This window comes from Pseudoalteromonas sp. APC 3355, assembly GCF_030407615.1.
GTDB lineage: Bacteria > Pseudomonadota > Gammaproteobacteria > Enterobacterales > Alteromonadaceae > Pseudoalteromonas > Pseudoalteromonas distincta.
Window position 1 is genome coordinate 35,044 of sequence record NZ_JASDDB010000010.1, and the last position, 23,587, is coordinate 58,630.

Here is a 23,587-nt window from a genome sequence, read left to right on the forward strand (position 1 = left end):
ACCCAACCTACGCTTCATAAGCTGGGTTTTATTCCTTCAGAGGTAGGTCTTGTTTTTAGTTTAGGACGAAAGCCAAAAAGAATGACCTAATCCAATTTACTAAGTACTTCCCATTAATTAAACGCTTTTTAAAAGCAACAACCCTTAACGATTTTGCTGGGCGATAAAAGCAAGCGAGTGCTGATTGAATAAGTCAGGGCGCTCTACATTACAGACATGGCCACAATGGTGAATAGTTTGCAGTACGCTATTTTTATGACGCTTAACCATTTCTTTAACAGGGCCAAGGAACATATGATCTTCCTTACCCATAATGTACAGAATGGGAATATCAATGTCTTTTTCTTTGAAATATTGCATTAAAGGATTTACGTCCATGGCTAATTTAAACCATTTTATAAACTCTTTTTGGCACAAGCGCTTTGCTTCACGAACAAACAAAAGTCGAGATTCTTTATGACGCTTTTTCGGCATCATAATAAAAGCAAATAAGCGATACAGCCACATATAAGGCAAGAAGTGTTTAAAAGTATTGCCTAAATAAACCAATGTATTACTGCGGGTATTAAAACGAGTAACCGCTCCACCTAGTACCATGCTAGAAACATATTGCGGAGCAATTTCAGCAATATTTCGGATGAGTATTGTGCCCAATGAAATGCCAACAAAGTGTGCGCTGGTGATATTGTTATGATCTAACACATCGATAATGTCTTTAGAGACATTATTAAATGAATAATTATTATCAACAAAGTTTTGTACTAAGTTATTCGATTTACCGTGACCACGAAGATCTAGCAGCAATACATTATATTCTTTTTTATAGGCTTTAAGCTGACGAAACCAAATTGCCGAACTACCACCTGCTCCATGGACAAATACAACCCATGTTTTACTGGTTTCGTGCGCAAAAGTAGTATGGAAGAGAATCTCTTTGCTCATTACAGTTAGTGGCCTATTTACTTCGTTTGGCATATTCAATTGCAGGAAGTATAACGGAGTTTAATAAAAATCTCTTATGAAGTTCAGATCAATGGCTTCTACTTAACAGCTTTTCGCTGCAGATTCTGATTTTTAAATGAAAACCAATAAAAATGACCAGTCCCTATTTTTACGTTATGAGAACCGCCTATCTCGGCTTTGTTGCTCGCGTGACACTATAGCGTGTTGGGTTTCGCTGCGCTCTAACCAACCTACTTTAAAATTATAATGTGGTGCTGCCGCTTAAGGGTGTTGCTCACTTTTACACCGCTGTTTCGTATTCATGACACTTACCCTTCAATTTGGTCTAATTAATTAGTCTACAAATCCTCTCAAAACATGAAATTTTTAGCTAAAAACTATATTCTTGCGCGCGATTATTATTTAAATAATGGATAAACACACACATGACAACATCTCAAGATGCAACGCTTTCAAATGCATCAACAACAGGTGCACACACACCTTCAAACACACCCACTTCTAAATGGAATCTGCACGATACGCAGTGGACTTTAAGCCTTTTTGGTACCGCCGTTGGTGCGGGTATTTTATTTTTACCTATTAATATTGGCATTGGCGGTTTTTGGCCGTTAATTATTTTGGCATGCTTAGCATTTCCAATGACCTTTTGTGCACACCGTGGATTAGCGCGTTTTGTACTTTCATCAAAAAATAAAGATGCCGATTTTACCGATGTAGTTGAAGAACACTTTGGTGTGACTGCGGGGCGGTTAATTTCTTTATTGTACTTTTTATCTATATTCCCAATTTTGCTTATTTACGGTGTGGGCTTAACCAATACCATTGATAGCTTTATGGTTAATCAAATGGGGATGGAATCACCTTCTCGCGTGTTGCTTTCGGGTGTATTAGTTGCAGGTATGATTAGCTTAATGATGGGCGGAGAGCGCTTAATGCTGCGTGCCTTTGCTATTTTAGTTTATCCGCTTGTGGGTATATTGTTCTTTTTATCACTTTATTTAATCCCTAGCTGGCAAATGCCAGATATGACACTGCCTGAAATGGGCAGCTTTGGAAAAACGTTGTGGTTATCGATTCCTATTATTGTGTTTTCGTTTAGCCACGCAGCGGCTATCTCAAGCTTTGTAAACGTGCAACGCGGTCACTACGGTGAACAAGCTACACATAAGTCTGAGGCGATTTTAAAGCGCACTAGCTTACTACTTATTACCTTTGTACTGTTATTTGTGTTCTCTTGCGTGCTGTCGCTTACAGGCGAGCAAATGGCAGCGGCTAAAGCCGCTAACGTATCGGTTTTATCCTACCTTGCTAATATTACTGATAACTCGTTTATTGCCACACTTGGGCCGCTTGTTGCCTTTATTGCTATTACATCGTCGTTTTTGGGTCACTTTTTAGGGGCGCGTGAAAGCTTTACGGGTTTAGTAACTAAACAAACAAGCTTAAGCGCAAAAGCGGCCGATAAAATTGGTGTGTTAATTATGTTTTTAGCTATTTGGTTTTGCGCTGTTAAAAACCCAAGTATTTTAGACATGATGGATCAGTTATCGGGCCCTATCATTGCGATGATTTTATTCATCATGCCAATGATTGCAGTTTATAAAGTGCCTGCACTTCATAAATACCGCAACCGTTTAAGCACGCTATTTATATTAGCGGTTGGCTCACTTGCTGTATTTGCACTTATTTACAGCATGATTAATTAATACGCTATATATTCAAAAGCCCAGCTAATTTAATTAGCTGGGCTTTTTTGTTTGTACGCTTTGTCTCAAATTATTTTTTTATAGTGTGGGTTCTGACATGTTAAGTACAAATTAGCCTAAAAATAGCCCAACTATGCAATACAATAAATTATTACTAATAAGCGCATGTTTGCTCGCAACACTATTTGTAAGCCCTTTAGTTAAAGCCTCAGAACCTCCAATAATTTTATCAATGAAAGAGCGCGCAGCGTTTATAGATAAAATAACTGAGCTTAGAATCAATAGCTTAATGCCCTCGTTAATGAAGCAGCACAACACTGATATGTGGCTTCTTATAAGCCGAGAATACAATGAAGATCCAATATTAAAAACAATGCTGCCTGCAACATGGCTTTCAGCCAGACGCACCACTATTTTGCTATTTGCACTTAATAAGCAAGGTGGGGTTGATGCTTACGCTATTGCGCCTTATAAAATAGGTAATGTATTTAAAAAAGGCTGGGATAAGCAAACACAACCTAGCCAGTGGCAGGCACTCAATACGCTTATTGAGCAATACAAACCTCGCAACATTGCGCTTAATACTTCTACCGACTGGGCACATGCCGATGGCCTTGTGCTAGGCGATTACAAAACCTTAATGGCTAACTTACCCGCCACTTATCACAATAAAATAATTTCTGCAGAGCCGCTTGGTGTTGCGTGGCTAGAACAACGCATTCCTGAAGAAGTTGAAATGTATAAACATATTGTGGCTATTGCTCATCATATTATTGCAGAGGGGTTTTCGGGTAAAACAATTACGGTGGGTGAAACAACTAGCGATGACTTGGTATGGTGGTTTAGAGAGCGCGTAAAAGAGCTAAAACTACAAACATGGTTTCATCCAAGCGTTGCTATTCAACGCGCCGATGCGAAGTCGTTTAATCATGAAGAAAGCTTCACTAATGGCTACGATGATAACGTTATACAAGCCGGTGATTTACTTCATGTCGATTTTGGTATTACTTATTTACGTTTAAATACCGACACGCAGCAGCATGCGTATGTGCTCAAAGAAAACGAAACGAGTGCGCCTAGTTACTTAGTTGAAGCACTAAAAAGCGGTAATAAACTCCAAGATATATTTACCAATCAATTTGCGGTAGGAAAAACCGGTAATGAAGTTTTAGCTGCAGCACGAAAAGCCGCTATTGCTCAGGGATTAAAACCCACTATTTATACTCATCCTCTTGGCTTTCATGGTCATGCTGCTGGTACTACATTAGGTATGTGGGATTCTCAGCAAGGTGTACCGGGAGATGGGGACTATCCGCTACATTTAAATACGGCTTACTCAATTGAGCTTAACAATGCGGTGTTTATAAAGCAGTGGAATAAAGAAATAAGAATAATGCTAGAGGAAGATGCTATTTTTGATAAAAGCGGTGTCTGGTATTTAAATGGCCGACAAACACAATTATTGCTTATAAAATAAAGCAAAAAAATGGCGCTCACTGAGCGCCATTTTTAATTTAATTCGTTGCTATTATTCTGTATCTGGCAGGTTACGGCCATAGAATATTTCTTGCATTTCGCGAGTCAGCTTAGAGCGAATTTCGTCTTCTTCTTCGTCCGATAACTCATCAGTAGAAAGGCCGAATAAATAGGTATTTAAGTCGGTTTCTTTTAACATCATTTTGGTATGGAACAGGTTTTCTTGATACACGTTCACGTCCATCATTTGGTACGCTTCTTTTGTATCTTCTGTCATGAAGTTTTGAATCGAGCTAATAGCATGATCAATGTAGTGCTTAACACCGTTTATGTCGCGGGTAAAACCACGAACGCGGTAGTCTATTGTTACTACGTCTGACTCAAGGCTATGAATTAAGAAGTTTAACGCTTTAAGTGGCGAAATAATGCCACAAGTAGACACTTCAATATCAGCACGGAATGTACAAATACCATCATCAGGGTGAGCTTCTGGGTATGTGTGTACACAAATATGGCTTTTATCTAGGTGTGCAACAACTGAATCAGGTAATGGGCCTGGTGCTTCGTCAGCATCGTAATTTTGCTGCTCTTCTACTGGTTCTTCTGAAACCAAAATAGTTACACTTGCGCCTTGCGGTTCATAATCTTGGCGCGCTACATTTAAAATGTTAGCACCAATAATATCAACAACTTCACCTAAAATATCGGTTAGTCTATCTGCACTGTACTGCTCATCGATATATTCAATATATTCTTTACGTTGTTGCTCGGTCTTTGCGTAACAAATATCATAAATACTAAAGCTTAAACTTTTGGTTAAATTGTTAAAGCCATGAAGTTTAAGTTTATCGAAGGGTTTGTTCATAATAAACCAACCTATAAATTAGTGGGTTCTGCACCTGCAGAATGAAAAGTTCGCGGATTTTATACGAATTTTCCTCGTGGAAAAAGCGTTATTTTGCTTGATCTTGCACAACTTCGTGGCTATGCGTAATTTCTACTGTTTTATCAAGCATTAATGCAACCGAGCAATACTTTTCAGCAGAGAGTGAAACTGCACGTGCAAGGTGCTTTTCAGACACATTATTACCTTTAACAACAAAGTGTAAGTTGATTTTGGTAAACACGCGCGGTGCTGTTTCGGCGCGTTCTGCACTGAGTTGCACTTGTACGTCTGAAAAATCTTGTTTAGCTTTTTTTAAAATACTAACCACATCAACTGATGAGCAACAGCCAACTGACATTAAAACCATTTCCATTGGGCTTGGCGCTGCGCTATCGCTGCCGCCATCAAACACTACATTGTGGTTAGAATTAGAACGGCCAATAAACGTATCGCCTTCAACCCATTTTACATTTGCTTGCATTGTTATATCTCAAAAAAATATTTTCTTGATTGTAAGCAACTTAGCCGTAGTTGCAAATGAAAATGCAACGCAGGGCTATAAAATGGCTAAGATTGTTGTGCTAATGCGCTATCAAAGAGGTTTTTCACTAAACCTGCAAATTCATCTATAAAGGCATGCTGTTCAACCGTGACAGGCTGTGAGGTGATGCTGCTGAGGACTTCTTCTAAATCGTAAACTATGCCATCAACTTCACGTACAATTTGACTACGCTGCTCTGTGTTGAGGTCTGTGTGCTGCTCGCAAATAAGCATCACATTTTGTGCAATAACGTCTTCGATTAATTCCATTACTGTTGGAGCGCCTGGTTTTATTTCGCCTGGCTTCTCAAACAATGCTAAATTTTGAGTTAGATACATGATCAAATCATCGTACCCTTGCCTATCTAAAACCATTATGCGAACCACCTAAATATATTTAATTATGCTGATTTAAGCAGAAAGAGTCGATAATTACTAGCCTTGTACGATAGCAATACAAAAAAAGCAGCCGAAGCTGCTTTTATAATAATTAAGTAGTATTACTACTTAATCTATTTTTAAGCCTGGGCTTAGTGTTGCTGGCATCGCTACTTTTTCAAGCTCTACTGAAGCAACTGGGTATGCACAGTAATCAGCTGCGTAATACGCGCTTGCTCTGTGATTGCCCGATGCGCCAATACCACCAAATGGTGCTGCGCTTGATGCGCCAGTAATTGGGCGGTTCCAGTTAACAATACCAGCGCGAATACGACGTAAAAAATGGTCGTAATCTGCTGCACTATCACTTAATAAACCAGCCGATAAACCAAAGGTTGTATCGTTTGCTTTATCAATGGCTTGGTCAAAGTCGTCAAAGCGGAATACTTTTAAAAGTGGTCCAAAATGCTCTTCATCTGGGAAGTCACTAATATTTGTACACTCAATAATACCTGGTGTTACAAAACCGGTATTGGCTGTGTGCTCAAGCTCTACTAATACTTGAGCGCCAAGCTCAACAAGCTCGTTTTGCGCTTTAACCATGCCCGCTGCTGCCGCTGATGAGATCATAGAGCCCATAAATGGCTGGTCTGCATCGTCATAGTTACCTACTTTAATCGCTTTAGTTGCAGTGATAAGGCGCTCTAAAATTGCATCGCCTTTGCTACCTTTAGGTAAAAACAATTTACGTGCACATGTACAACGCTGGCCGCTTGAGATAAACGCTGATTGAATAATATCGTGAACAACCGCTTTAGTGTCTTCAACGTCAGTAATAATAAGTGGATTATTACCACCCATTTCTAGCGCTAAAATTTTACCCGGTTGACCCGCAAACTGCTCATGTAAAATATGACCAGTACGCGAAGAACCCGTAAAGAACAAGCCATCAATCCCTTTGTGAGCAGCAAGGGCTTTACCCGTTTCTACTTCACCTTGAACTAGGTTAATTACACCGGCTGGTAAGCCTGCTTTTTCCCACAGTTTAAGCGTAAGCTCGGCAACTTTAGGAGTCAGTTCAGACGGTTTAAATACAACCGTGTTACCTGCTAAAAGCGCTGGCACAATGTGGCCATTAGGTAAGTGACCCGGAAAGTTATACGGACCAAATACGGCTACAACCCCATGTGGCTTGTGACGAATCATCGCACGGCCAAGTGGCATTGCGTTTTCTACGTCGCCAGTGCGCTCTAAAAATGCTTTTTCAGAAATGGCAATTTTACCAACCATAGCACCCGCTTCTGTGCGAGTTTCCCACAGTGGCTTACCTGTTTCTTGTGCGATAGTAATAGCGAGCTCTTCGCTGTTTTCTTTTAATTGCGCTGCGAATGCTTTAATTATTTCTAAACGCTCAGTAAAGCTTTTATCAGCCCATGCATAAAACGCTTCGCGCGCTGCATTTACTGCGGTGTCTACTTGCGCCGCAGTTGCTGATGATGCCTGCCAGATAACGTCGTTATTTGCAGGGTTTACTGAATTAAATTCTGTGCCTTGGCCTTGTGACCATTGACCATTAATAAATTGTGCAGGATGAGTCATATACTTTCTCCTAAATTAAATCGTGGTTGCACTAACAATATCGCCAGTTTGCAAATGCAATGCATCTGCTACTTCTTGCGATAAAATAAGGCTTTTTGCGCGCTCGTCAAATGTCATTGGTGCAACGGTTGCTCTAAAATCTTCAAGCTTTTCGTTAGCTAGTAACACCATGGTGTCGCCAGTCATTTCGCCAATTTCAACGTTAAAGTTATTTGCATTACGAATCGTCGCAATGTTATCTACTTTTGCTTCAACCGTTGGGCCGCCGTCAAAAATGTCTACGTAGCCATTAAACGTAAAGCCTTCGCTTTTTAATAACTCGATTGCTGGGCGTGTGTTGTCGTGTACTTTACCTATTACGGCTTGCGCATCTTTACTTAGCAAATTTACATAAATTGGGTATTTAGGCATTAATTCAGCAATGAAAACCTTTTGGCCAATACCTGTTAGGTAGTCAGCTGTTGGAAAATCCATTGAGAAAAAGTGCTCTTCAAGCCACTGCCAAAAAGGGCTACTGCCGTTTTCGTCAGACACACCGCGCATTTCTGCAATCACTGTTTGTGCAAAACGCTCTTGATGCTGCTTTATAAACATAAAGCGCGCTTTTGAAAGTAGCTTACCGTTACAATTTTTACGATAGCCATCTTTTAAAAACAATGTGCAAAGCTCTGTAGCGCCTGTGTAGTCGTTACATAGCGTTAAAATATCAACCGCTTTGTATACGTTTAATGTGCGCGAAGAGTGAATCACTTTACTTAAGTGATAATGATAAAATGCATCATCAAGCCCTACCGCAGCTTCAATTGCAGACGTACCTACAACATCACCGGTTTCGCTATCTTCAAGAACAAACAGGTAGCCTTCGTCACCGGGTTGTGACGTTTGCTTAGCAAATGAACTTACAGAATGGTCTATTTTCTTTTGCAATAGTTCTTCGTTTAATGGCAAAGACGTAAAACCATGCCCAGATTCGTGGGCAATTTTCAGTAATGCTGAGTAATCATTTTGCTGGATTGGGCGAAGGATCATCATGAGTCCGCTTGCTCCCTTATAAATAACGGTAAATAGGAATTGCAGGGCAAGCGGTGCTTGCCCTTAATTGGTTGGCTTAAGTCGCTTATGCGTTTACTACGCTTGCTACTGCTTTTTCAAAGCGTGCCATACCTTCGCGAATGTCCGCTTCAGGAATTACTAAAGATGGAGTGAAACGTACTACGTCTGCACCGGCAACTAGTGACATAAGGCCTTGCTCAGTACCTGCCACTAAAAACTCTTTTGCACGACCTTTGTATTGCTCGTTCACTACTGCACCAATTAATAAACCTTGGCCACGGATTTCGCTAAATACGTTGTATTTTTCGTTAACCGCGCTAAGTAGTTCATTAAATAATGCGGCTTTTTCTTTTACGCCAGCCAGTACTTCTGGGGTATTTACTGTATCAAATGCAGCTTCTGCAACAGCACACGCAAGCGGGTTACCGCCATAAGTAGAACCATGTGTGCCTACTTTAAGGTGCTGTGCAATTTCAGTTGTTGTGATCATAGCGCCAATAGGGAAACCGCCGCCAAGTGCTTTAGCTGAAGTTAAAATATCAGGTACTACGTTTAAGCCTTGGTATGCGTATAAATCGCCAGTACGACCAACACCTGTTTGAACTTCATCAAAAATAAGCAGTGCGTTATGTTTAGTACATAAATCGCGAACGCCTTGAGCAAACTCATCAGTTGGTGAAACAATACCGCCTTCACCTTGTAGAGGTTCCATCATTACGGCACATGTTTTATCGCTGATAAGTGCTTCAAAAGCAGCAAGGTCATTGTAATCGCAATGTACAATGTCGCCAGGCTTAGGACCAAAACCATCTGAATATGCAGCTTGGCCGCCAACAGTTACGGTAAAGAATGTACGACCGTGGAAACCTTTGTTGAACGCGATGATTTGTGATTTTTCTGCGCCAAATTTATCAAGTGCAAAACGACGCGCTAATTTAAGCGCGGCTTCGTTTGCTTCTGCGCCAGAGTTGGCAAAGTAAACTTTTTCAGCAAATGTCGCATCAACCATTTTTTTAGCTAGGCGAAGTGCCGGCTCATTGGTCATTACGTTAGATAGATGCCAGATTTTTTCGCCTTGCTCTTTTAATGCGCCTACTAATGCAGGGTGGCAATGGCCAAGACAGTTAACTGCAATACCACCAGCAAAGTCGATAAACTCTCGACCTTGTTGATCCCATACGCGAGAGCCTTCGCCTCGAACAGGAATTACGCTTGAAGGTGCGTAGTTAGGAACCATTACGTGATCAAATAATTCGCGATTGACTGTCATTTTATTTCCTCTTAATTGTGAGCAACACAAAACATCAAAATAGGTGTTTGGTTAATATTTGTAACCAACTTTATAGGCAAGATCAGTAACCTGATAATTGCGCAAAATTGCTTTGTGGTTCAATTTTCAGACGCACATTATTTCAGAATTACTTATATCTGTCTCGTTAAAAACTTTCATGTATCCCTTGAAAATAAAGGGCTAAAGATATTATTTCATAGATAGTGAATAACTATTTGCATAGCTATTTATGCTTATTTTTAGGCAACTAACCGCATGAGTACAGAGGCGCACACGCTTTAATCGGCAAATATGTAATATAACAATAAGATGAGAATGAATGGTTAGTCGCAAAAAAATTAACAAAAAATTCAGATTTTTAGTCAATTTGAATAGCTAAATTGGTAAAATTACTCGATTGGAGGGTTTTTAGTTCCGTTTTAGTGAACTTAAAGTGCGAAAACCAGCTTAGAGCTTCATCAGGTTCAATAAGTTGATGTTCTTTTAAATTAAGATATTGAGAATAGCACCGTGCTTTTAGCATTACTTCTGTTAATGGCAGTAATGTATCGCCCTTATCTACCCCATTTACTAGCTGCTGCATTACCCCTTTAAACGGTAAATATTTAAAAGCCATTTTGTCTATTACCTTAGCGCTTACTTCTATCGATTTATTGCTAAGTAGGGTGGTTAAAAATAACGGGTCGGGCTGTAGCTCTAATAATGCGGTGTGTAAATCTTTTTGGTTTTCATTTCGGGCTAGCTGTACTTTACGTTGCCATATTTGCTCAAACGTTTTTAAGTACAAGCGCACTAATGCAATTCGCCCTACATCTAAAAGCATACCAAGGGTAAATGCATGAACGTCATTTACATTATTAATTTGTGCAATTTTTTGCGCAGCAATGGCGTTTGCCATGGCACTGTCACGTAAACGACGTTTTAATAACGAAAATGGTTCGGTACTATGTGGCATCCAATGGCGGGCAGCAAATGTAGGAATAACTAGCTGTAAGTTATCAAGGCCAATATAACGAAGGGCGAGCGATGGCTTATCTACTTTTACAGACGTGTTTTTACTACGTTGATTACGATAGTAAGGTAAATTAACGAGCGTTACTAACTCCCTACCCAACCAGCTTATATCATTAACCAATGGCTCTAAACGCCCTACCGACGCTGACTTTACCGCTAATATATCGAGTATATTGGCAATACCATCTTCAATACCTATGGTGCTATGAATTACGCCATCTATATCTTCGAGCTGCTTATATATAGCTGTTTCAATAGTTTTGTGCAGCTGTTCACTCGCTTGAGCGCGGTACTTATGATGTGCAGTACTGCTTTGCTGGCGTTTATTCTGTGCGGCCACTTCAACCTGAAGCAAGGTACGCTGCTTCATGGGTTCGCCGTAATCTATATCTAATGTATGAATGAAACCAATTTGCTGATGCGCAAAGCTATGCCCAAGCAATAAGTCATGAGCTCGTTGGCTTAGTATTTTGGCAGTACGCTGCTGGGCTACAAGTTCAGTCATGACATCCATTAATAAAGTATAAAATGCTATGTGTATTATAACATTAGAAGCGAGTTAAAAAGTTATCAAGCAGTTCTAAGCCTTGAGCAGTTAAAATAGCTTCGGGATGAAACTGCACACCTTCGATAGCAAGTTCATTGTGTAACAACCCCATAATTTCGTCAAACTCGCCTTGCTCAGTTTGAGTCCATGCGGTTACTTCAAGCTCTTTAGGCAGAGTTTGCGCTTTAACCACTAAAGAATGATAACGACATACCGTTAACGGATTAGCTAAGCCTTTAAACACCCCTTTATTAGTATGAACTATGGGTGATGTTTTACCGTGCATTACTTTTTTAGCACGAATTACATCTCCACCTAAAGCTTGCGCGATAGTTTGATGTCCCAAGCAAATCCCTAAAATAGGATATTGCCCTTTTAGTTGCTCAACAACATTTAGTGAAATACCCGCTTCGTTAGGGGTGCATGGCCCTGGCGATAACACGATGTGTTTCGGGTTCAACTGTTTTATTTGTGCAATGCTTAGCTCATCATTACGCTTTACTAAAACGTCTTGATCTAAACGCTGAAAATATTGCACTAAGTTGTAAGTAAACGAATCGTAGTTGTCGATCATCAACAGCATTACACAACAGACCTTATAAATTATTGACCACTACTTTACACAAGTGGTACTAAGCGCTGCATTCTACCACTATTAATTCGTCAACATAAATGAGGTTTGTTTATCTTATGTTAGAGCTATCTTTAGAAGGAATATTAGAATTATAAAGAAGCCGGCTAAAAAGCCGGCCTTAATGCATTATTGTACGTTTATAACCACTTTACCCAGTGCTTGGCCACTTGCTAAACGATCATGCGCTTTAGCTGTATCTTCTAATGTAAAATCTTGCTCATCAAGTACTGGGCGCATACCGACAGCTTCTACAATTTGTGCAAGCTTTGCTAGTTTGTCGCCATGATCTTGACGATTAAAGTCGTGGATCATCGGGATAAGCATAAAGATTACGTTTAACGATAACCCTTTAAAGTGTACTGGGCTTAAGTCTACTTCTAATAAAGAAAGCGTTGTAGATATCTGTGCATTTAGCTTTGCTGCAGCAAATGAGTTAGTAAGGTTACCACCACCTACTGTATCAAATACCATGTCAAAGCCCATATTACTGGTGTGTTTTTCAACGTATTGCTCTACAGTTTCGTCTTTAAAGTTAATGCCTGTAGCGCCAAAGCTTTCTATTAGTGCTAGTTGCTCTGCGTTACCGCCAGTTGAGTAAACATCAGCGCCAAAGTGTTTAGCTAGTTGTACTGCTAAATGGCCTACACCACCTGCACCACCGTGCACTAACACTTTTTGTCCTGCTTTTACATTTGCACGTGTTAAGCCTTCGAGTGCTGTAATACCTACTAGTGGAATAGCGGCTGCTTCTTTCATGGTTAGATTTTTAGGTTTGTGAGCAATTAAGCGCTTATCAGCAAGCATAAACTCAGCAAGTGCACCTGGTAAATCGCCTAGGCCACCAGCACAACCGTAAATTTCATCACCTACAGTAAACTCTGTTACACCGTCTCCCACAGCTTCAATAGTGCCCGCAAAGTCCATACCTAAAATGCCTGGTAACTTTGGAGCAAATGGTAAATCGGCACCCATTTGACGAATCATCATATCAATTGTATTTACGCTAGTTGCAGCAATGCGAACCAATACGTTACCTGCGGTTACTTGTGGTTTTGCAACCTCTGCTGCTACAAACTCTTCAGTGCCACCAAAATTATTAATTGTCATTGCTTTCATGAGTGTTGCCTCTATTAGCTGTTTATAGTTAATGTGTAATGAGGTTTCATTGTAGCTTTGCCTTTAATAAATGATAATAAGGCTAAATACACAATCTGTTTCAACATAATATTGAGAATCGAGTATGAATAATGACCACCTTGCTTTGTTTGTACGCATTGCTAATACATATAATATAAGCCTAGCAGGAAGAGAGCTTGATTTATCACCAGCAGTAGCGAGTGCATATATTAGCAAGCTTGAGGAGAACTTAGGAGTACGACTTATTCATCGTACTACGCGCAAGGTGTCGCTGACCGAAGAAGGCGAGGCATTTTTACCTCATGCACAAGAGGTGCTAGCAACATTAGAAACCGCACGCGCCTCGGTAGGTGCAGGAAGCTTAGTGCCGCAAGGTATATTACGTATCACTGCGCCTGCTTCTTTTGGACGCATGCATATAGTCCCTGCCTTAAAAAGCTTTATGCAAAAATACCCAGGGCTGACTATAGATTGCCGCTTTAGCGATACTATTGTTGATTTAGTAGAAGGCGGTTTTGATATTGCAATTCGCGATGCGGCACTTAAAGATTCAAACCTAATTGCTCGCAAACTGGCATCTGATAACCGTATTGTATGCGCATCGCCTGAGTATATAGCTAAAAACGGCTTGCCTAAAACACCGCAAGATTTAGTTAATCATCAAACTATTAACTTAGCCAGTATAGAGAGCTGGGGTTTTAAATCAGGTAAAGACACTCTTAATATTAAAACCAAAGGCGCACTTCGTTTTGATAACGGTGAAGCCGTTCGTGATGCGTGCGTACAAGGGTTAGGTATTACTATTAGTTCAAATTGGTGTAGCTATAAATATTTAGAAGATGGCAGCCTAGTAGAAGTGTTAAAAGACTTTCCGCTGGTAGCTAATGCCGATATTTGGGCTGTATATCCAAGCAATAGATTATTAGCCCCTAAGGTGCGTGCGTTTATCGATCATTTTATTGCCTACTTTGGTGAAGTCCCTTATTGGGAAAAACAGTAACGGCTAAAAAGTAAAAACGGTTGTTTGTGCTACATCAAATTAGCGGCTCGATGGTTGAATTATATCTATGTAAGCCCCAGTGTATTATATGAAAGGCAGTAATTCACTTATACAACTCACTTACTTGTGAGCTCATTTATATCCTACTAAGGAGCGAATATGTTAGGCGAAGACCACTCATTAACAAATGACTTTCCAGAGTACTTAAAGACCATTGCCGAGTTAAATGAAAGCGATACTGAATTTGCAAAAAAAGCAGATAAGTACGACAAGCTAGATAAAGAGATTAGAGTGTTAGAGCTCAAAGATGCGCCCATAAGCGATGATCAAATGCATCTATTAAAACACGAACGTACAGAACTAAAAGATTGGCTATACGAGCGCTTGCAGCAAGAGCAGTAATGCAACTAAAAAAAGAGCTCACTGATGAGGTGAGCTCTTTAGATCAACAATGGGTATTTTCTCTAAAACTTTACAAAGCCACCCACAGGTTTCATAAATACACTGCTTGGGCCTGCAAAGGTTTGTGCAAACTCTTCTGATAATTGACTAAATACCGTTACTTTATCCATATCAACTACGCTTAAAAATAGTGGGCCACTTTCGCCCCAACCAGCAAGATGCGCTTTAGCAGCATCTTCATCTTGGTAACGCTCGTAAATATGTACATTGTGCTTGTCTTCACTTACTGTCCACTCATACACTAAAGTGCCCGCTTCACTTTTAGCCAAAGTAACTAATCGTGCCATTACCAGTAAAAACTCATCGTATTTACCTTCTTTAATTTGGCCTTGTACTGTCCAGGTAACATGATTTTTCATTATGCTTTACCTAATTTAAGCTGTGCTAAAATACTGTCTAACGTATCTATTAGTTGTTGATTTTTAGCATTATCAAGCGCATCAACATGAGGAGGCGCAAAGCGTCCTGTATCGTTATCAAAATACAGGCCTGCGGCATCTTTAAATTCATCACTAAGCGCTGCGCGACAAAAAATATCTGCGCCAATTTTTAAATCCCCACCATCTATACCGTAAGCGTCTTTTACCATTTTGCTTCCCAGTAACGATTTAGGGTTTACCGATACAACTAATGGCCCAGTATCTTTAAGCTCAAGCCCTAAATGACGCGACCACATAGTAATAGCCAATTTACTTTGTGCATAAGCGGCACTATCAGAAAGTTCAGTGTTACCTATAAGTGCATTTAAGTTAACGCTTGATTGCGCAGCTGATGATACATTAACCACTCGCGAATCATGACCAAGGACAGGTAACAATAGTTTTGTAAGAAGATATGGCGCAATCGTGTTTACAACAAAGCGAGCATCAAGGCCATCAATTGTTGTAGCATCAACTAATTGATAAACGCCTGCATTATTAATAAGTACGTCAAGCTGGTTATTATTTTCGGCCAAATCGGCTAATACATTTTTTGCCAAAGTTTGAACTTGGCTCATATCGCTTAAATCAGCAATATAATTATGTGTACTTGCATTTGGGTATTGCTCGGTTAAAGCTACTTGTAGCGCGCTGAGCTTTGCTTGGCTGCGGCCATGTAATAATACGGTGTGACCTTGTGCTAATAACATCTTTGCAGTTTCTAGCCCAATGCCATCGGTTGCGCCGGTAAGTAAAATTGTTTTGTTCATGTTGATCTCTCCTTACTTTATTTTCGCTATATTAGCACCCCGACTTACTGCTGATAATTAGGCCAATAGTTGAATCAGTTTATAGAATTAATTGATAAAGCTAAGCCTATGTTAGTTAATATAAAAGCATTCCTTTAAAAGGCAGATGAGTGTTTAAGCTGAATATTTTTTATGCTTTTATTTGAATTACTCAGCAATCATAACTATTGTTTTTAAACCACCTTAATAGTAGTATTTATCATATAAATACACTTTTCGAGAAATAACATGAAAGTTTTAGTTACTGGCGGCATGGGTTACATAGGTAGCCACACATGTATTGCATTGCATGAAGCAGGTATTACGCCTGTTATTTATGATAACTTGTCTAATGCAAGTGCGCGGGTACTTGACCAACTCGAAAAGATTACGGGTACTCGGTTTGAGTTTATTTTGGGCGACATACAAGACGAGCAACAGTTTAAGCTCGCTCTAAAACATACTAAAGCCGAAGCTGTCTTTCACTTTGCAGCTTTAAAAGCCGTTGGCGAATCTACCGAGCAACCGCTGCGTTATTATCAAAATAACGTGTCGGGCACATTAAGCATGCTACAAAACATGCAAGATGAAGGCGTTAACCATATTATATTTAGCTCATCGGCTACAGTATACGGTGAGCCAGACTACCTCCCTATTGACGAAAAGCATCCTATACGCGCAACTAATCCTTATGGTTGGACTAAAGTCATGGTTGAACAAGCCATGCAAGACGTATGTAATGCCAACAGTCAATTTATGGGTATTGCGCTTCGTTACTTTAACCCAGTAGGTGCACACCCAAGTGGTTTATTAGGTGAAAGCCCTAATGGTATTCCTAATAACTTAATGCCCTTTATTGCTCAAACTGCAGTAGGTAAACGTGACGTGGTAAATATTTTTGGTGACGACTACGACACCGAAGATGGCACAGGCGTACGCGACTATATTCATGTTTTAGATTTAGCTAAAGGTCATGTTGCGGCATTTATGCAGCATAAAACAGATACCGCATTTCATGCTTACAACTTAGGCACAGGGCAAGGTTATTCTGTGCTTGATATGATCAACGCATTTAGCGCATCAGCCAATAAAGATATTCCGTATAAGATTGCACCGCGCCGTGCAGGTGATATTGCCTGTAACTACGCCGATGCCACAAAAGCGCAAAACACACTTAACTGGCACGCAGAACTAACACTTAGCGACATGACAAACGACACATGGCGCTGGCAAACTAATTACCCAAGTGGGTTGGAGAGTTAATATGGCTTTATTAGAAAGTACTCACAGACGTAAAAATCCGCTAACGGGTCGTTGGGTATTAGTGTCACCACATCGTAATAACCGCCCATGGTTAGGGGCAACAGAAGCCGTTAACGAAAACGTATTACCAAAACACGATGAAAGCTGCCCACTTTGCCCAAGTAATACCCGTGCAAATGGCGACAGTAACCCTGATTATAAATACACACACGTATTTAGAAATGACTTTGGTGCATTAACGCCTAATGCCAGCGAGCAATTACAAAGCTTAGAATCAGACAGCGATTTATTTATTGCCGACGAAGCCAGTGGCGAATGCCGCGTAATTTGTTTTTCTCCAGAGCATAATAAAACACTTCCAGAGCTTGAGCACGATGCATTGCACGAAGTAGTAAAAACCTGGAAACAAAATTACACAGAGCTTGCACAGCAGTACGAATGCGTACAAGTTTTTGAAAATAAAGGCGAGATCATGGGTTGTTCGCAACCTCATCCTCACGGCCAAGTTTGGGCTCACTCGCATTTATCAACCGAAATAGAAGCCGAAGATACCCAGCAGCTCGCCTATTATAAAAAGCATGGCACAGCTATGCTTGCCGATTACGCACAAAAAGAGCAAGCAGATCAAACACGTGTTGTATTTGAAAACGAACATTGGCTTGTTGTTGTCCCATTTTGGGCTGCGTGGCCGTTTGAAACAATGCTAGTAACTAAAGATAATATTCAAAACTTTAGCCAGCTAAACGATGTGCAAACAGACGCCCTAGCACAGGCACTTAAAGTATTAACTACTAAGTACGACAACGTATTTAATTGCAGCTTCCCATACTCAATGGGATGGCACAATGCACCGGCTAACAGAGGCTCTGATGAGCAACATTGGCGTTTGCATGCACACTTTTATCCGCCGCTACTTCGCTCTGCTACTGTTAAAAAACACATGGTAGGCTACGAAATGCTAGGCGAAAGCCAACGCGATTTAAGCGCAGAAACCGCTGCTTCTATTTTAAAAGCAGCCAGTACAACACACTATAAAGATACAGCAGGACACACAGATGAAGCTTAACGAATTCCAACAACAATTTTTGTCACTGTATGGTGCGCCTGCTCAAGGTATTGCAGCAGCACCGGGGCGTGTAAACCTTATTGGCGAATTTACCGACTACAACGACGGTTTTGTTTTACCGTGTTCGTTAGAGTTTCGCACCCAAGTGATGTTTAAAGAACGCGACGACAATATTATTACTGTGCATTCTTTAAATTACCCAGGCGAAAAAGACAGCTTTAGTGTTGATGAAGAAATCCCTGAAGGCCAGTCGCAATGGGGTAACTACATTCGTGCTGTTACTTATGTTCTTAAAAGAGCGGGCTACACACTTCGTGGCGCCGACCTACTTATTGACAGCAACTTACCGCAAGGTAGTGGCTTGTCGTCATCGGCCGCACTAGAAGTTGCAGTTGGCGGTATGTTTAACCATATTGCACAGCTTGGTTTACCGCCAGAGCAAATTGCGCTATTTGGTCAAGAAGCCGAAAACGACTTTATGCATTGCCAATGCGGCATTATGGATCAGCTTATTTCAGCTAAAGGCGAGAACGGTCATGCACTATTAATCGACTGTGAAAACCTCGCAACCAAATCAGTTAAAGTTCCTGATGATTTAAATATTGTTATTGTTAACTCTAACTACCCGCGTAAGTTGGTTGATAGCGAATACAACCAGCGCCGCATTGACTGCGAACAAGCTGCTGTAAAAATGGGTGTAGAAACACTTCGCCAAGCCACCATGGCTGGCCTGCAAGCAGTAAAAGCGACATTAAGCGAAAACGAATATAAACGTGCACACCACGTAATTAGCGAAAACGACCGTGTAATTGCAGCAACTACTGCACTACAAAATAACGATATGGATGCACTTCGTACGCTAATGGCTGCATCGCATCAATCTCTTAAACACGACTTTGAAGTAACCGTACCTGCAACCGATGGCCTAGTAGAAATTTGTAAAGAAGCGATGGGCGAGCGTGGCGCAGTACGTATGACGGGTGGCGGCTTTGGTGGCGCAATTGTATGTTTGTGTCGCGATGCGGAAGTACCACTAATTAAAGCAGCGGTAGAAAAGCATTACTTTGAGCGTTTTAGCCTAAATGCTGATATTTACGTATGTTCAGCGGGTTCAGGGTTACAAATTACGTCTTTTTAAATAAACTTAAGGAATAAGCATGGCAAAGGTTAATTGGGGAATTATTGGGTGTGGCAATATAGCTCACACCTTTGCTAAAAGCATTGCGTATTGCAGTGATGCACAGCTTATTGGCGCTGCATCAACGAGTATGCAGCGCGCTAAAGAATTTGCCACACCGTACAATATTCAAGGCTATGAGAGCTATCAAGCTCTCATGCAATGCCCAAATATAGATGCTATTTATATTGCCAATACGCACGATCAACACTTTAAAACAATAGCCCAATGCTTAAAACACAATAAGCACGTGCTAAGCGAAAAACCAATTACCGTTAATGCTAAGCAGTTGCAAAGTCTCACTGAGCTTGCCAAGCAACAAAACTGCTTTTTAATGGAAGGCGTTTGGATGCGGTTTTTACCCGCCATAGTAAAATTACAACAGCTCCTAAGTGAAGGTGTTATTGGTAATGTGCACAGCGTTAATGCCAACTTTAGTTTACCTGGCAGCTTTGCCGACACTCACCGATTAATGAACCCTGTAACAGCGGGTGGCGCCCTGCTCGATTTAGGTATTTATCCTATTTCGATTGCTGATGTGGTATTTAATAAAGCCCCTGAACACATCAAATCCTTTGTACATAAAAGCACAACCGGCGTTGATGAGCGAAGCACTGCTATAGTTGATTACGGTAACGGGCAATTTGCATCTCTTGCCAGCGCACTACAACAAAGTGGCCCCACAGAAGCATGTATTAATGGTGAGCTTGGCTATATTCGAATACCTCAGTTTGTAGGTGCAAAAACACTAGAGCTACACATAAACGACCAAGACCCGCAATGCTTTGAATACAACTTTAGTGACGATGAAAACTTTAAGTTTGAAATTGCACATGTCACGCAGTGTATATTACAAAAACAAACCCAAAGCAGCGTGTTGCCCCTCAGCACTAGCTTACGAGTTATGAACATAATGGATACCTTACGAGCACAATGGCAGTTGCAATATAGCAATGCCGTCGAGTCGGCTGAACTGACAAATTAAAAAATAAAAATACACAACAAGGACACACAATGGCACACACACTCAAGGCGCTTTCAAAAGCCATATTACTTGCTACGTGCAGTTTATCTGCCAGTGTAGCTGTTGCTCAATCTAATAAACCAGAGCAGCTATACCCGCCAATCACTAGCGAAGTACTCCCAGAGCTTGCAGCTAAAGGTAGCTACAATGTAGGTGTGCAAACACTTGATTTAGTTAACCCTGCGCAATTTGACCCCGCTACACAAGGCCAAAAAGATCGTCCTTTAAAAGTAGAAGTGTGGTATCCGGCTGCAAATACAGCAAAAGCGCCACTTACCAGCTACAAAGATGAAACTCGCTCAGGTAAAGAGTTTACTTTGCAAGCCGATGCAATGCGTGATGTCGCCATTAATAATAAAGAGCACTACCCTGTCATTGTGCTTTCGCACGGTTATACCGGTTACCGTACAATTATGTACTACCTTGGCGAGCATTTAGCGTCGCACGGTTACATTGTGGTAGCTATTGATCATACTGACTCAACCAATGCCGATGTTGATTTTGAAAACGCACCGTTCTCTGGCTTTTTTAGCACGCTTATAAATCGCTCACGCGATCAGCAGTTTGTTATTAATTATTTTAATGAGCAAAACAACTTTGCAAGCAAGCAAGTAGACAACAAAAGCGCAGGTGTAATTGGTTACTCAATGGGTGGCTATGGCGCGGTAAATACAATAGGTGGTTGTTTCGCTTTTAATGAGCAAACTACGGCTATGTTTACGGGTATGAAAGACCCAGCTCAAATTAAACAAGTACAGCAATTACTAAACAGCTGCGCTGGTGGACAATACCAAAATCCAAAAGTAGACCCTCGTATAAAAGCCATGGTGGCCTTTGCAGCGTGGGGCGGACAGCACGCTATATTTGATGCCAAAGCAATGGAAAATATTAAAGTACCTTCGCTTTATGTAGCTGGTAACTTAGATGACATTTCAGGCTATGAAGGCATTAAAAGTCTTTATGAACAAACAGGCAGCAAAGATAAGTACATGCTTACTTACAAAAATGCACGCCATAATATTGCACCACACCCAGCCCCTGCTATTGCACAAAGCAGCAGTGAGCTAGATATAGGTCATTACTACGAGCCTTCGTGGTCTATGCGCACACTAAACGAGACCAACAAACACTTTGTACTTGCCATGATGGATTGCCACGTAAAAGGCATAGCCAGCGAGTGTAAATATTTAGATTTACCACAAAACGGCGACCAAGCTGTTGTTGATGGTAAGCCGCTGCCACAGTGGCGCGGGTTTGATAATCGCTTTTCTACCGGTATGGATTGGCAACAAGCTAAACCTCACACCAAGTAATAATAAGCTTTAAGCGGTTGTTTTAATCAATAGCCGCGTACGCCCTTAAAATAATGCAAAAATAAAACGCCTTTTATATAAAAGAGTTACTAGCAAATATTAGCGTGTTTATTTTTTAATCTGCTATTTTAAGAAAAAACCATTGCCATTAACTTCGGTTAAAGGCAATCTAGTCATATATAAGATAAGATAAATAACACAAATATCATGTCCAAATACATACTCTCAATTGATCAAGGAACCACAAGCTCTCGGGCCATCTTGTTTACAAAAGATGCAGACGTTTTTGGTACAGCACAACAAGAATTTTCGCAGCATTTTCCACAAAATGGTTGGGTAGAACACGACCCTAACGATATTTGGCAAACAGTGCTTAGCACTAGTCGCGAAGTGTTAACTAAAAACAATGTAAAGCCTGAAGAAATTATTGCCATTGGTATCACCAATCAGCGCGAAACCACTTTGGTATGGAACAAAAAAACCGGCAAAACAATTTATAACGCTATTGTATGGCAAGACCGTCGCACCAGTGACTATTGCGAAAGCCTAACAACTGATGAACTTTGCCAAACGATAAGCGATAAAACAGGCTTACTGCTCGACCCTTATTTTTCAGCCACTAAAGTTCGTTGGATTTTAGATAACGTTGAAGGCGCACGCGAACAAGCCCTTGCGGGCGAACTCGCCTTCGGTACGGTAGACACTTACCTACTTTGGCAGCTAACAGGCGGTAAAGAGCACCGCACCGATGCAACCAATGCATCGCGCACCATGTTATTTAATATTCACACCCAGCAGTGGGATCAAGAGCTTTTAGAGTTATTCGATATTCCAGAATCTATGCTGCCAGAAGTAATGGATTCAGCTGACGAGTTTGGTTCAACCAGCGCTGATATTTTTGGCGCGCCAATTCGTGTTTGTGGTATTGCAGGCGATCAACAAGCTGCGCTTGTAGGACACGCATGTTTTGAACAAGGCATGGCTAAAAGTACTTACGGTACTGGCTGTTTTTTAATGCTTAACACTGGCGAAAAAGCACTGACCTCAGAAAACCGCTTATTGACCACTGTTGCCTACAGATTAAACGGCAAGCCAACTTACGCCATTGAAGGCAGTATATTTATGGCTGGCGCAACTATGCAGTGGATTGTTGAAGGCTTAAAGCTACTTAGCCATGCTGGCGAAAGTGAGTCGATGGTTAAAGATGTACCGCTCGATCATGGTGTATTTTTAGTGCCTTCGTTTACGGGTTTAGGCGCTCCTTACTGGGACCCTAATGCGCGTGGCGCTATTTTAGGGCTAACACGCGACTCTGGTATTAGCACTATTGTTGCGGCTGCTTTGCAATCAGTTGGTTACCAGACCAAAGATTTACAAAAAGCGATGGAGCGTGATGGCCTTCGCCCAAGTGTGCTTCGTGTAGATGGCGGTATGGTAAAAAATAATTGGGTTATGACCTTTTTATCAAACATTTTAGGTGCAACAGTTGAGCGACCAACAGTGACCGAAACCACTTCTTTAGGGGTCGCTTATTTAGCGGGCTTGCAAGCAGGTGTGTACGAGTCGACTGAACAGTTATCTAAAATGTGGACATGCGACCGTCGCTTTGAGCCCACCATGAGTGCCGACGAGCGTAACGATCTATACGCAAAATGGCAGCACTGCGTAGCTCAAGTCTGCTTAACGAATAAAAACTGCCCGCAGTAAATACTAAGTGGCTAAGGCTAATACTTTAGCCACTTTGCTTTTTTAACTTAGCTAAATGCTAGATTTAAAAGGCATGCTTTACTGCTTAAAATTGAAAATGGATTGGCGTCAAAATTAACGAATAAAAATCTGGGTTTTCTA

22 protein-coding genes are annotated in these 23,587 nt (G+C 40.9%); 10 read left to right on the top strand and 12 right to left on the bottom strand.

The features are described from left to right. Nucleotides 1–144: 144 nt before the first annotated feature. On the bottom strand, nucleotides 145–942 hold the full coding sequence (locus tag QMA08_RS13860) for an alpha/beta hydrolase (protein ID WP_138489982.1): 798 nt from the start codon (nucleotides 940–942) through the stop codon (nucleotides 145–147). Between the two features lie 446 nt (nucleotides 943–1,388). Here QMA08_RS13860 and QMA08_RS13865 point away from each other — a divergent pair, with 446 nt between their 5' ends. Both QMA08_RS13865 and QMA08_RS13870 read left to right on the top strand, forming a co-directional pair. Then, nucleotides 1,389–2,672: an aromatic amino acid transport family protein gene (locus QMA08_RS13865; RefSeq protein WP_290174749.1), complete on the top strand. Its 1,284-nt coding sequence runs from the start codon at nucleotides 1,389–1,391 to the stop codon at nucleotides 2,670–2,672. Between the two features lie 133 nt (nucleotides 2,673–2,805). Then, a complete protein-coding gene (locus QMA08_RS13870) occupies nucleotides 2,806–4,149 on the top strand; it encodes a M24 family metallopeptidase (RefSeq protein ID WP_197121346.1) in 1,344 nt (447 codons plus the stop codon). 51 nt (nucleotides 4,150–4,200) lie between these two features. On the opposite strand, the gene speD is transcribed toward QMA08_RS13870, so the two are convergent. The 9 genes from speD to QMA08_RS13915 all read right to left on the bottom strand — a co-directional run bounded on the left by speD (nucleotide 4,201) and on the right by QMA08_RS13915 (nucleotide 13,206). Beyond that, nucleotides 4,201–5,013: an adenosylmethionine decarboxylase gene (gene speD, locus QMA08_RS13875; RefSeq protein ID WP_024597058.1), complete on the bottom strand. Its 813-nt coding sequence runs from the start codon at nucleotides 5,011–5,013 to the stop codon at nucleotides 4,201–4,203. Between the two features lie 88 nt (nucleotides 5,014–5,101). Then, a complete protein-coding gene (locus QMA08_RS13880; protein ID WP_002958863.1) occupies nucleotides 5,102–5,515 on the bottom strand; it encodes an OsmC family protein in 414 nt (137 codons plus the stop codon). 86 nt (nucleotides 5,516–5,601) lie between these two features. Beyond that, complete coding sequence (locus tag QMA08_RS13885) at nucleotides 5,602–5,949, bottom strand: DUF3802 family protein (protein WP_002958862.1); 348 nt, start codon at nucleotides 5,947–5,949, stop codon at nucleotides 5,602–5,604. A 132-nt stretch (nucleotides 5,950–6,081) separates the two neighbouring features. Beyond that, nucleotides 6,082–7,551: a succinylglutamate-semialdehyde dehydrogenase gene (gene astD / locus QMA08_RS13890; RefSeq protein WP_024603338.1), complete on the bottom strand. Its 1,470-nt coding sequence runs from the start codon at nucleotides 7,549–7,551 to the stop codon at nucleotides 6,082–6,084. 15 nt (nucleotides 7,552–7,566) lie between these two features. Further along, nucleotides 7,567–8,583 carry an arginine N-succinyltransferase gene (gene astA / locus QMA08_RS13895; protein WP_024597056.1) on the bottom strand — a complete coding sequence of 339 codons (1,017 nt, stop codon included), beginning with the start codon at nucleotides 8,581–8,583 and terminating at the stop codon, nucleotides 7,567–7,569. Between the two features lie 85 nt (nucleotides 8,584–8,668). Continuing rightward, nucleotides 8,669–9,874: an aspartate aminotransferase family protein gene (locus QMA08_RS13900; RefSeq protein ID WP_002958859.1), complete on the bottom strand. Its 1,206-nt coding sequence runs from the start codon at nucleotides 9,872–9,874 to the stop codon at nucleotides 8,669–8,671. 379 nt (nucleotides 9,875–10,253) lie between these two features. Beyond that, on the bottom strand, nucleotides 10,254–11,414 hold the full coding sequence (locus QMA08_RS13905; RefSeq protein WP_002958858.1) for an HDOD domain-containing protein: 1,161 nt from the start codon (nucleotides 11,412–11,414) through the stop codon (nucleotides 10,254–10,256). 43 nt (nucleotides 11,415–11,457) lie between these two features. Beyond that, nucleotides 11,458–12,039, bottom strand: coding sequence for an aminodeoxychorismate/anthranilate synthase component II (locus QMA08_RS13910; protein ID WP_149594491.1), 582 nt, complete (start codon nucleotides 12,037–12,039; stop codon nucleotides 11,458–11,460). A 177-nt stretch (nucleotides 12,040–12,216) separates the two neighbouring features. After that, complete coding sequence (locus QMA08_RS13915; RefSeq protein ID WP_290174750.1) at nucleotides 12,217–13,206, bottom strand: zinc-dependent alcohol dehydrogenase family protein; 990 nt, start codon at nucleotides 13,204–13,206, stop codon at nucleotides 12,217–12,219. A 124-nt stretch (nucleotides 13,207–13,330) separates the two neighbouring features. Between QMA08_RS13915 and QMA08_RS13920 the strand changes: the two genes are divergently transcribed. Together QMA08_RS13920 and QMA08_RS13925 are read left to right on the top strand one after the other, a co-directional pair. Continuing rightward, the gene (locus QMA08_RS13920; RefSeq protein WP_200219758.1) at nucleotides 13,331–14,227 is read left to right on the top strand and encodes a LysR family transcriptional regulator; all 897 of its coding nucleotides are present in this window, start codon (nucleotides 13,331–13,333) and stop codon (nucleotides 14,225–14,227) included. Between the two features lie 159 nt (nucleotides 14,228–14,386). Next, complete coding sequence (locus tag QMA08_RS13925; protein ID WP_290174751.1) at nucleotides 14,387–14,629, top strand: YdcH family protein; 243 nt, start codon at nucleotides 14,387–14,389, stop codon at nucleotides 14,627–14,629. Nucleotides 14,630–14,691: 62 nt separating this feature from the next. On the opposite strand, the gene QMA08_RS13930 is transcribed toward QMA08_RS13925, so the two are convergent. Then, entirely contained in the window at nucleotides 14,692–15,048 is a 357-nt protein-coding gene (locus QMA08_RS13930) for an antibiotic biosynthesis monooxygenase (RefSeq protein WP_138489976.1), read from the bottom strand. Continuing rightward, complete coding sequence (locus tag QMA08_RS13935; protein ID WP_290174752.1) at nucleotides 15,048–15,878, bottom strand: SDR family NAD(P)-dependent oxidoreductase; 831 nt, start codon at nucleotides 15,876–15,878, stop codon at nucleotides 15,048–15,050. Before QMA08_RS13935 ends, QMA08_RS13930 begins: the two co-directional genes overlap by 1 nt. A 267-nt stretch (nucleotides 15,879–16,145) precedes the next feature. Between QMA08_RS13935 and galE the strand changes: the two genes are divergently transcribed. The 6 genes from galE (at nucleotide 16,146) to glpK (ending at nucleotide 23,446) form a co-directional block, all read left to right on the top strand. Further along, a complete protein-coding gene (gene galE / locus QMA08_RS13940; RefSeq protein ID WP_101164424.1) occupies nucleotides 16,146–17,159 on the top strand; it encodes a UDP-glucose 4-epimerase GalE in 1,014 nt (337 codons plus the stop codon). Between the two features lies 1 nt (nucleotide 17,160). Further along, the gene (locus tag QMA08_RS13945; protein ID WP_290174753.1) at nucleotides 17,161–18,225 is read left to right on the top strand and encodes a UDP-glucose--hexose-1-phosphate uridylyltransferase; all 1,065 of its coding nucleotides are present in this window, start codon (nucleotides 17,161–17,163) and stop codon (nucleotides 18,223–18,225) included. After that, nucleotides 18,215–19,363, top strand: a complete 1,149-nt coding sequence (galK, locus tag QMA08_RS13950; protein WP_290174754.1) for a galactokinase — start codon at nucleotides 18,215–18,217, stop codon at nucleotides 19,361–19,363. Before QMA08_RS13945 ends, galK begins: the two co-directional genes overlap by 11 nt. A gap of 19 nt (nucleotides 19,364–19,382) precedes the next feature. Beyond that, nucleotides 19,383–20,387: a Gfo/Idh/MocA family oxidoreductase gene (locus QMA08_RS13955; RefSeq protein WP_002958850.1), complete on the top strand. Its 1,005-nt coding sequence runs from the start codon at nucleotides 19,383–19,385 to the stop codon at nucleotides 20,385–20,387. Nucleotides 20,388–20,416: 29 nt separating this feature from the next. Next, the gene (locus tag QMA08_RS13960) at nucleotides 20,417–21,739 is read left to right on the top strand and encodes a dienelactone hydrolase family protein (RefSeq protein WP_290174755.1); all 1,323 of its coding nucleotides are present in this window, start codon (nucleotides 20,417–20,419) and stop codon (nucleotides 21,737–21,739) included. Between the two features lie 207 nt (nucleotides 21,740–21,946). Next, nucleotides 21,947–23,446 carry a glycerol kinase GlpK gene (gene glpK / locus QMA08_RS13965; RefSeq protein ID WP_290174756.1) on the top strand — a complete coding sequence of 500 codons (1,500 nt, stop codon included), beginning with the start codon at nucleotides 21,947–21,949 and terminating at the stop codon, nucleotides 23,444–23,446. The last annotated feature ends 141 nt before the right edge of the window (nucleotides 23,447–23,587 follow it).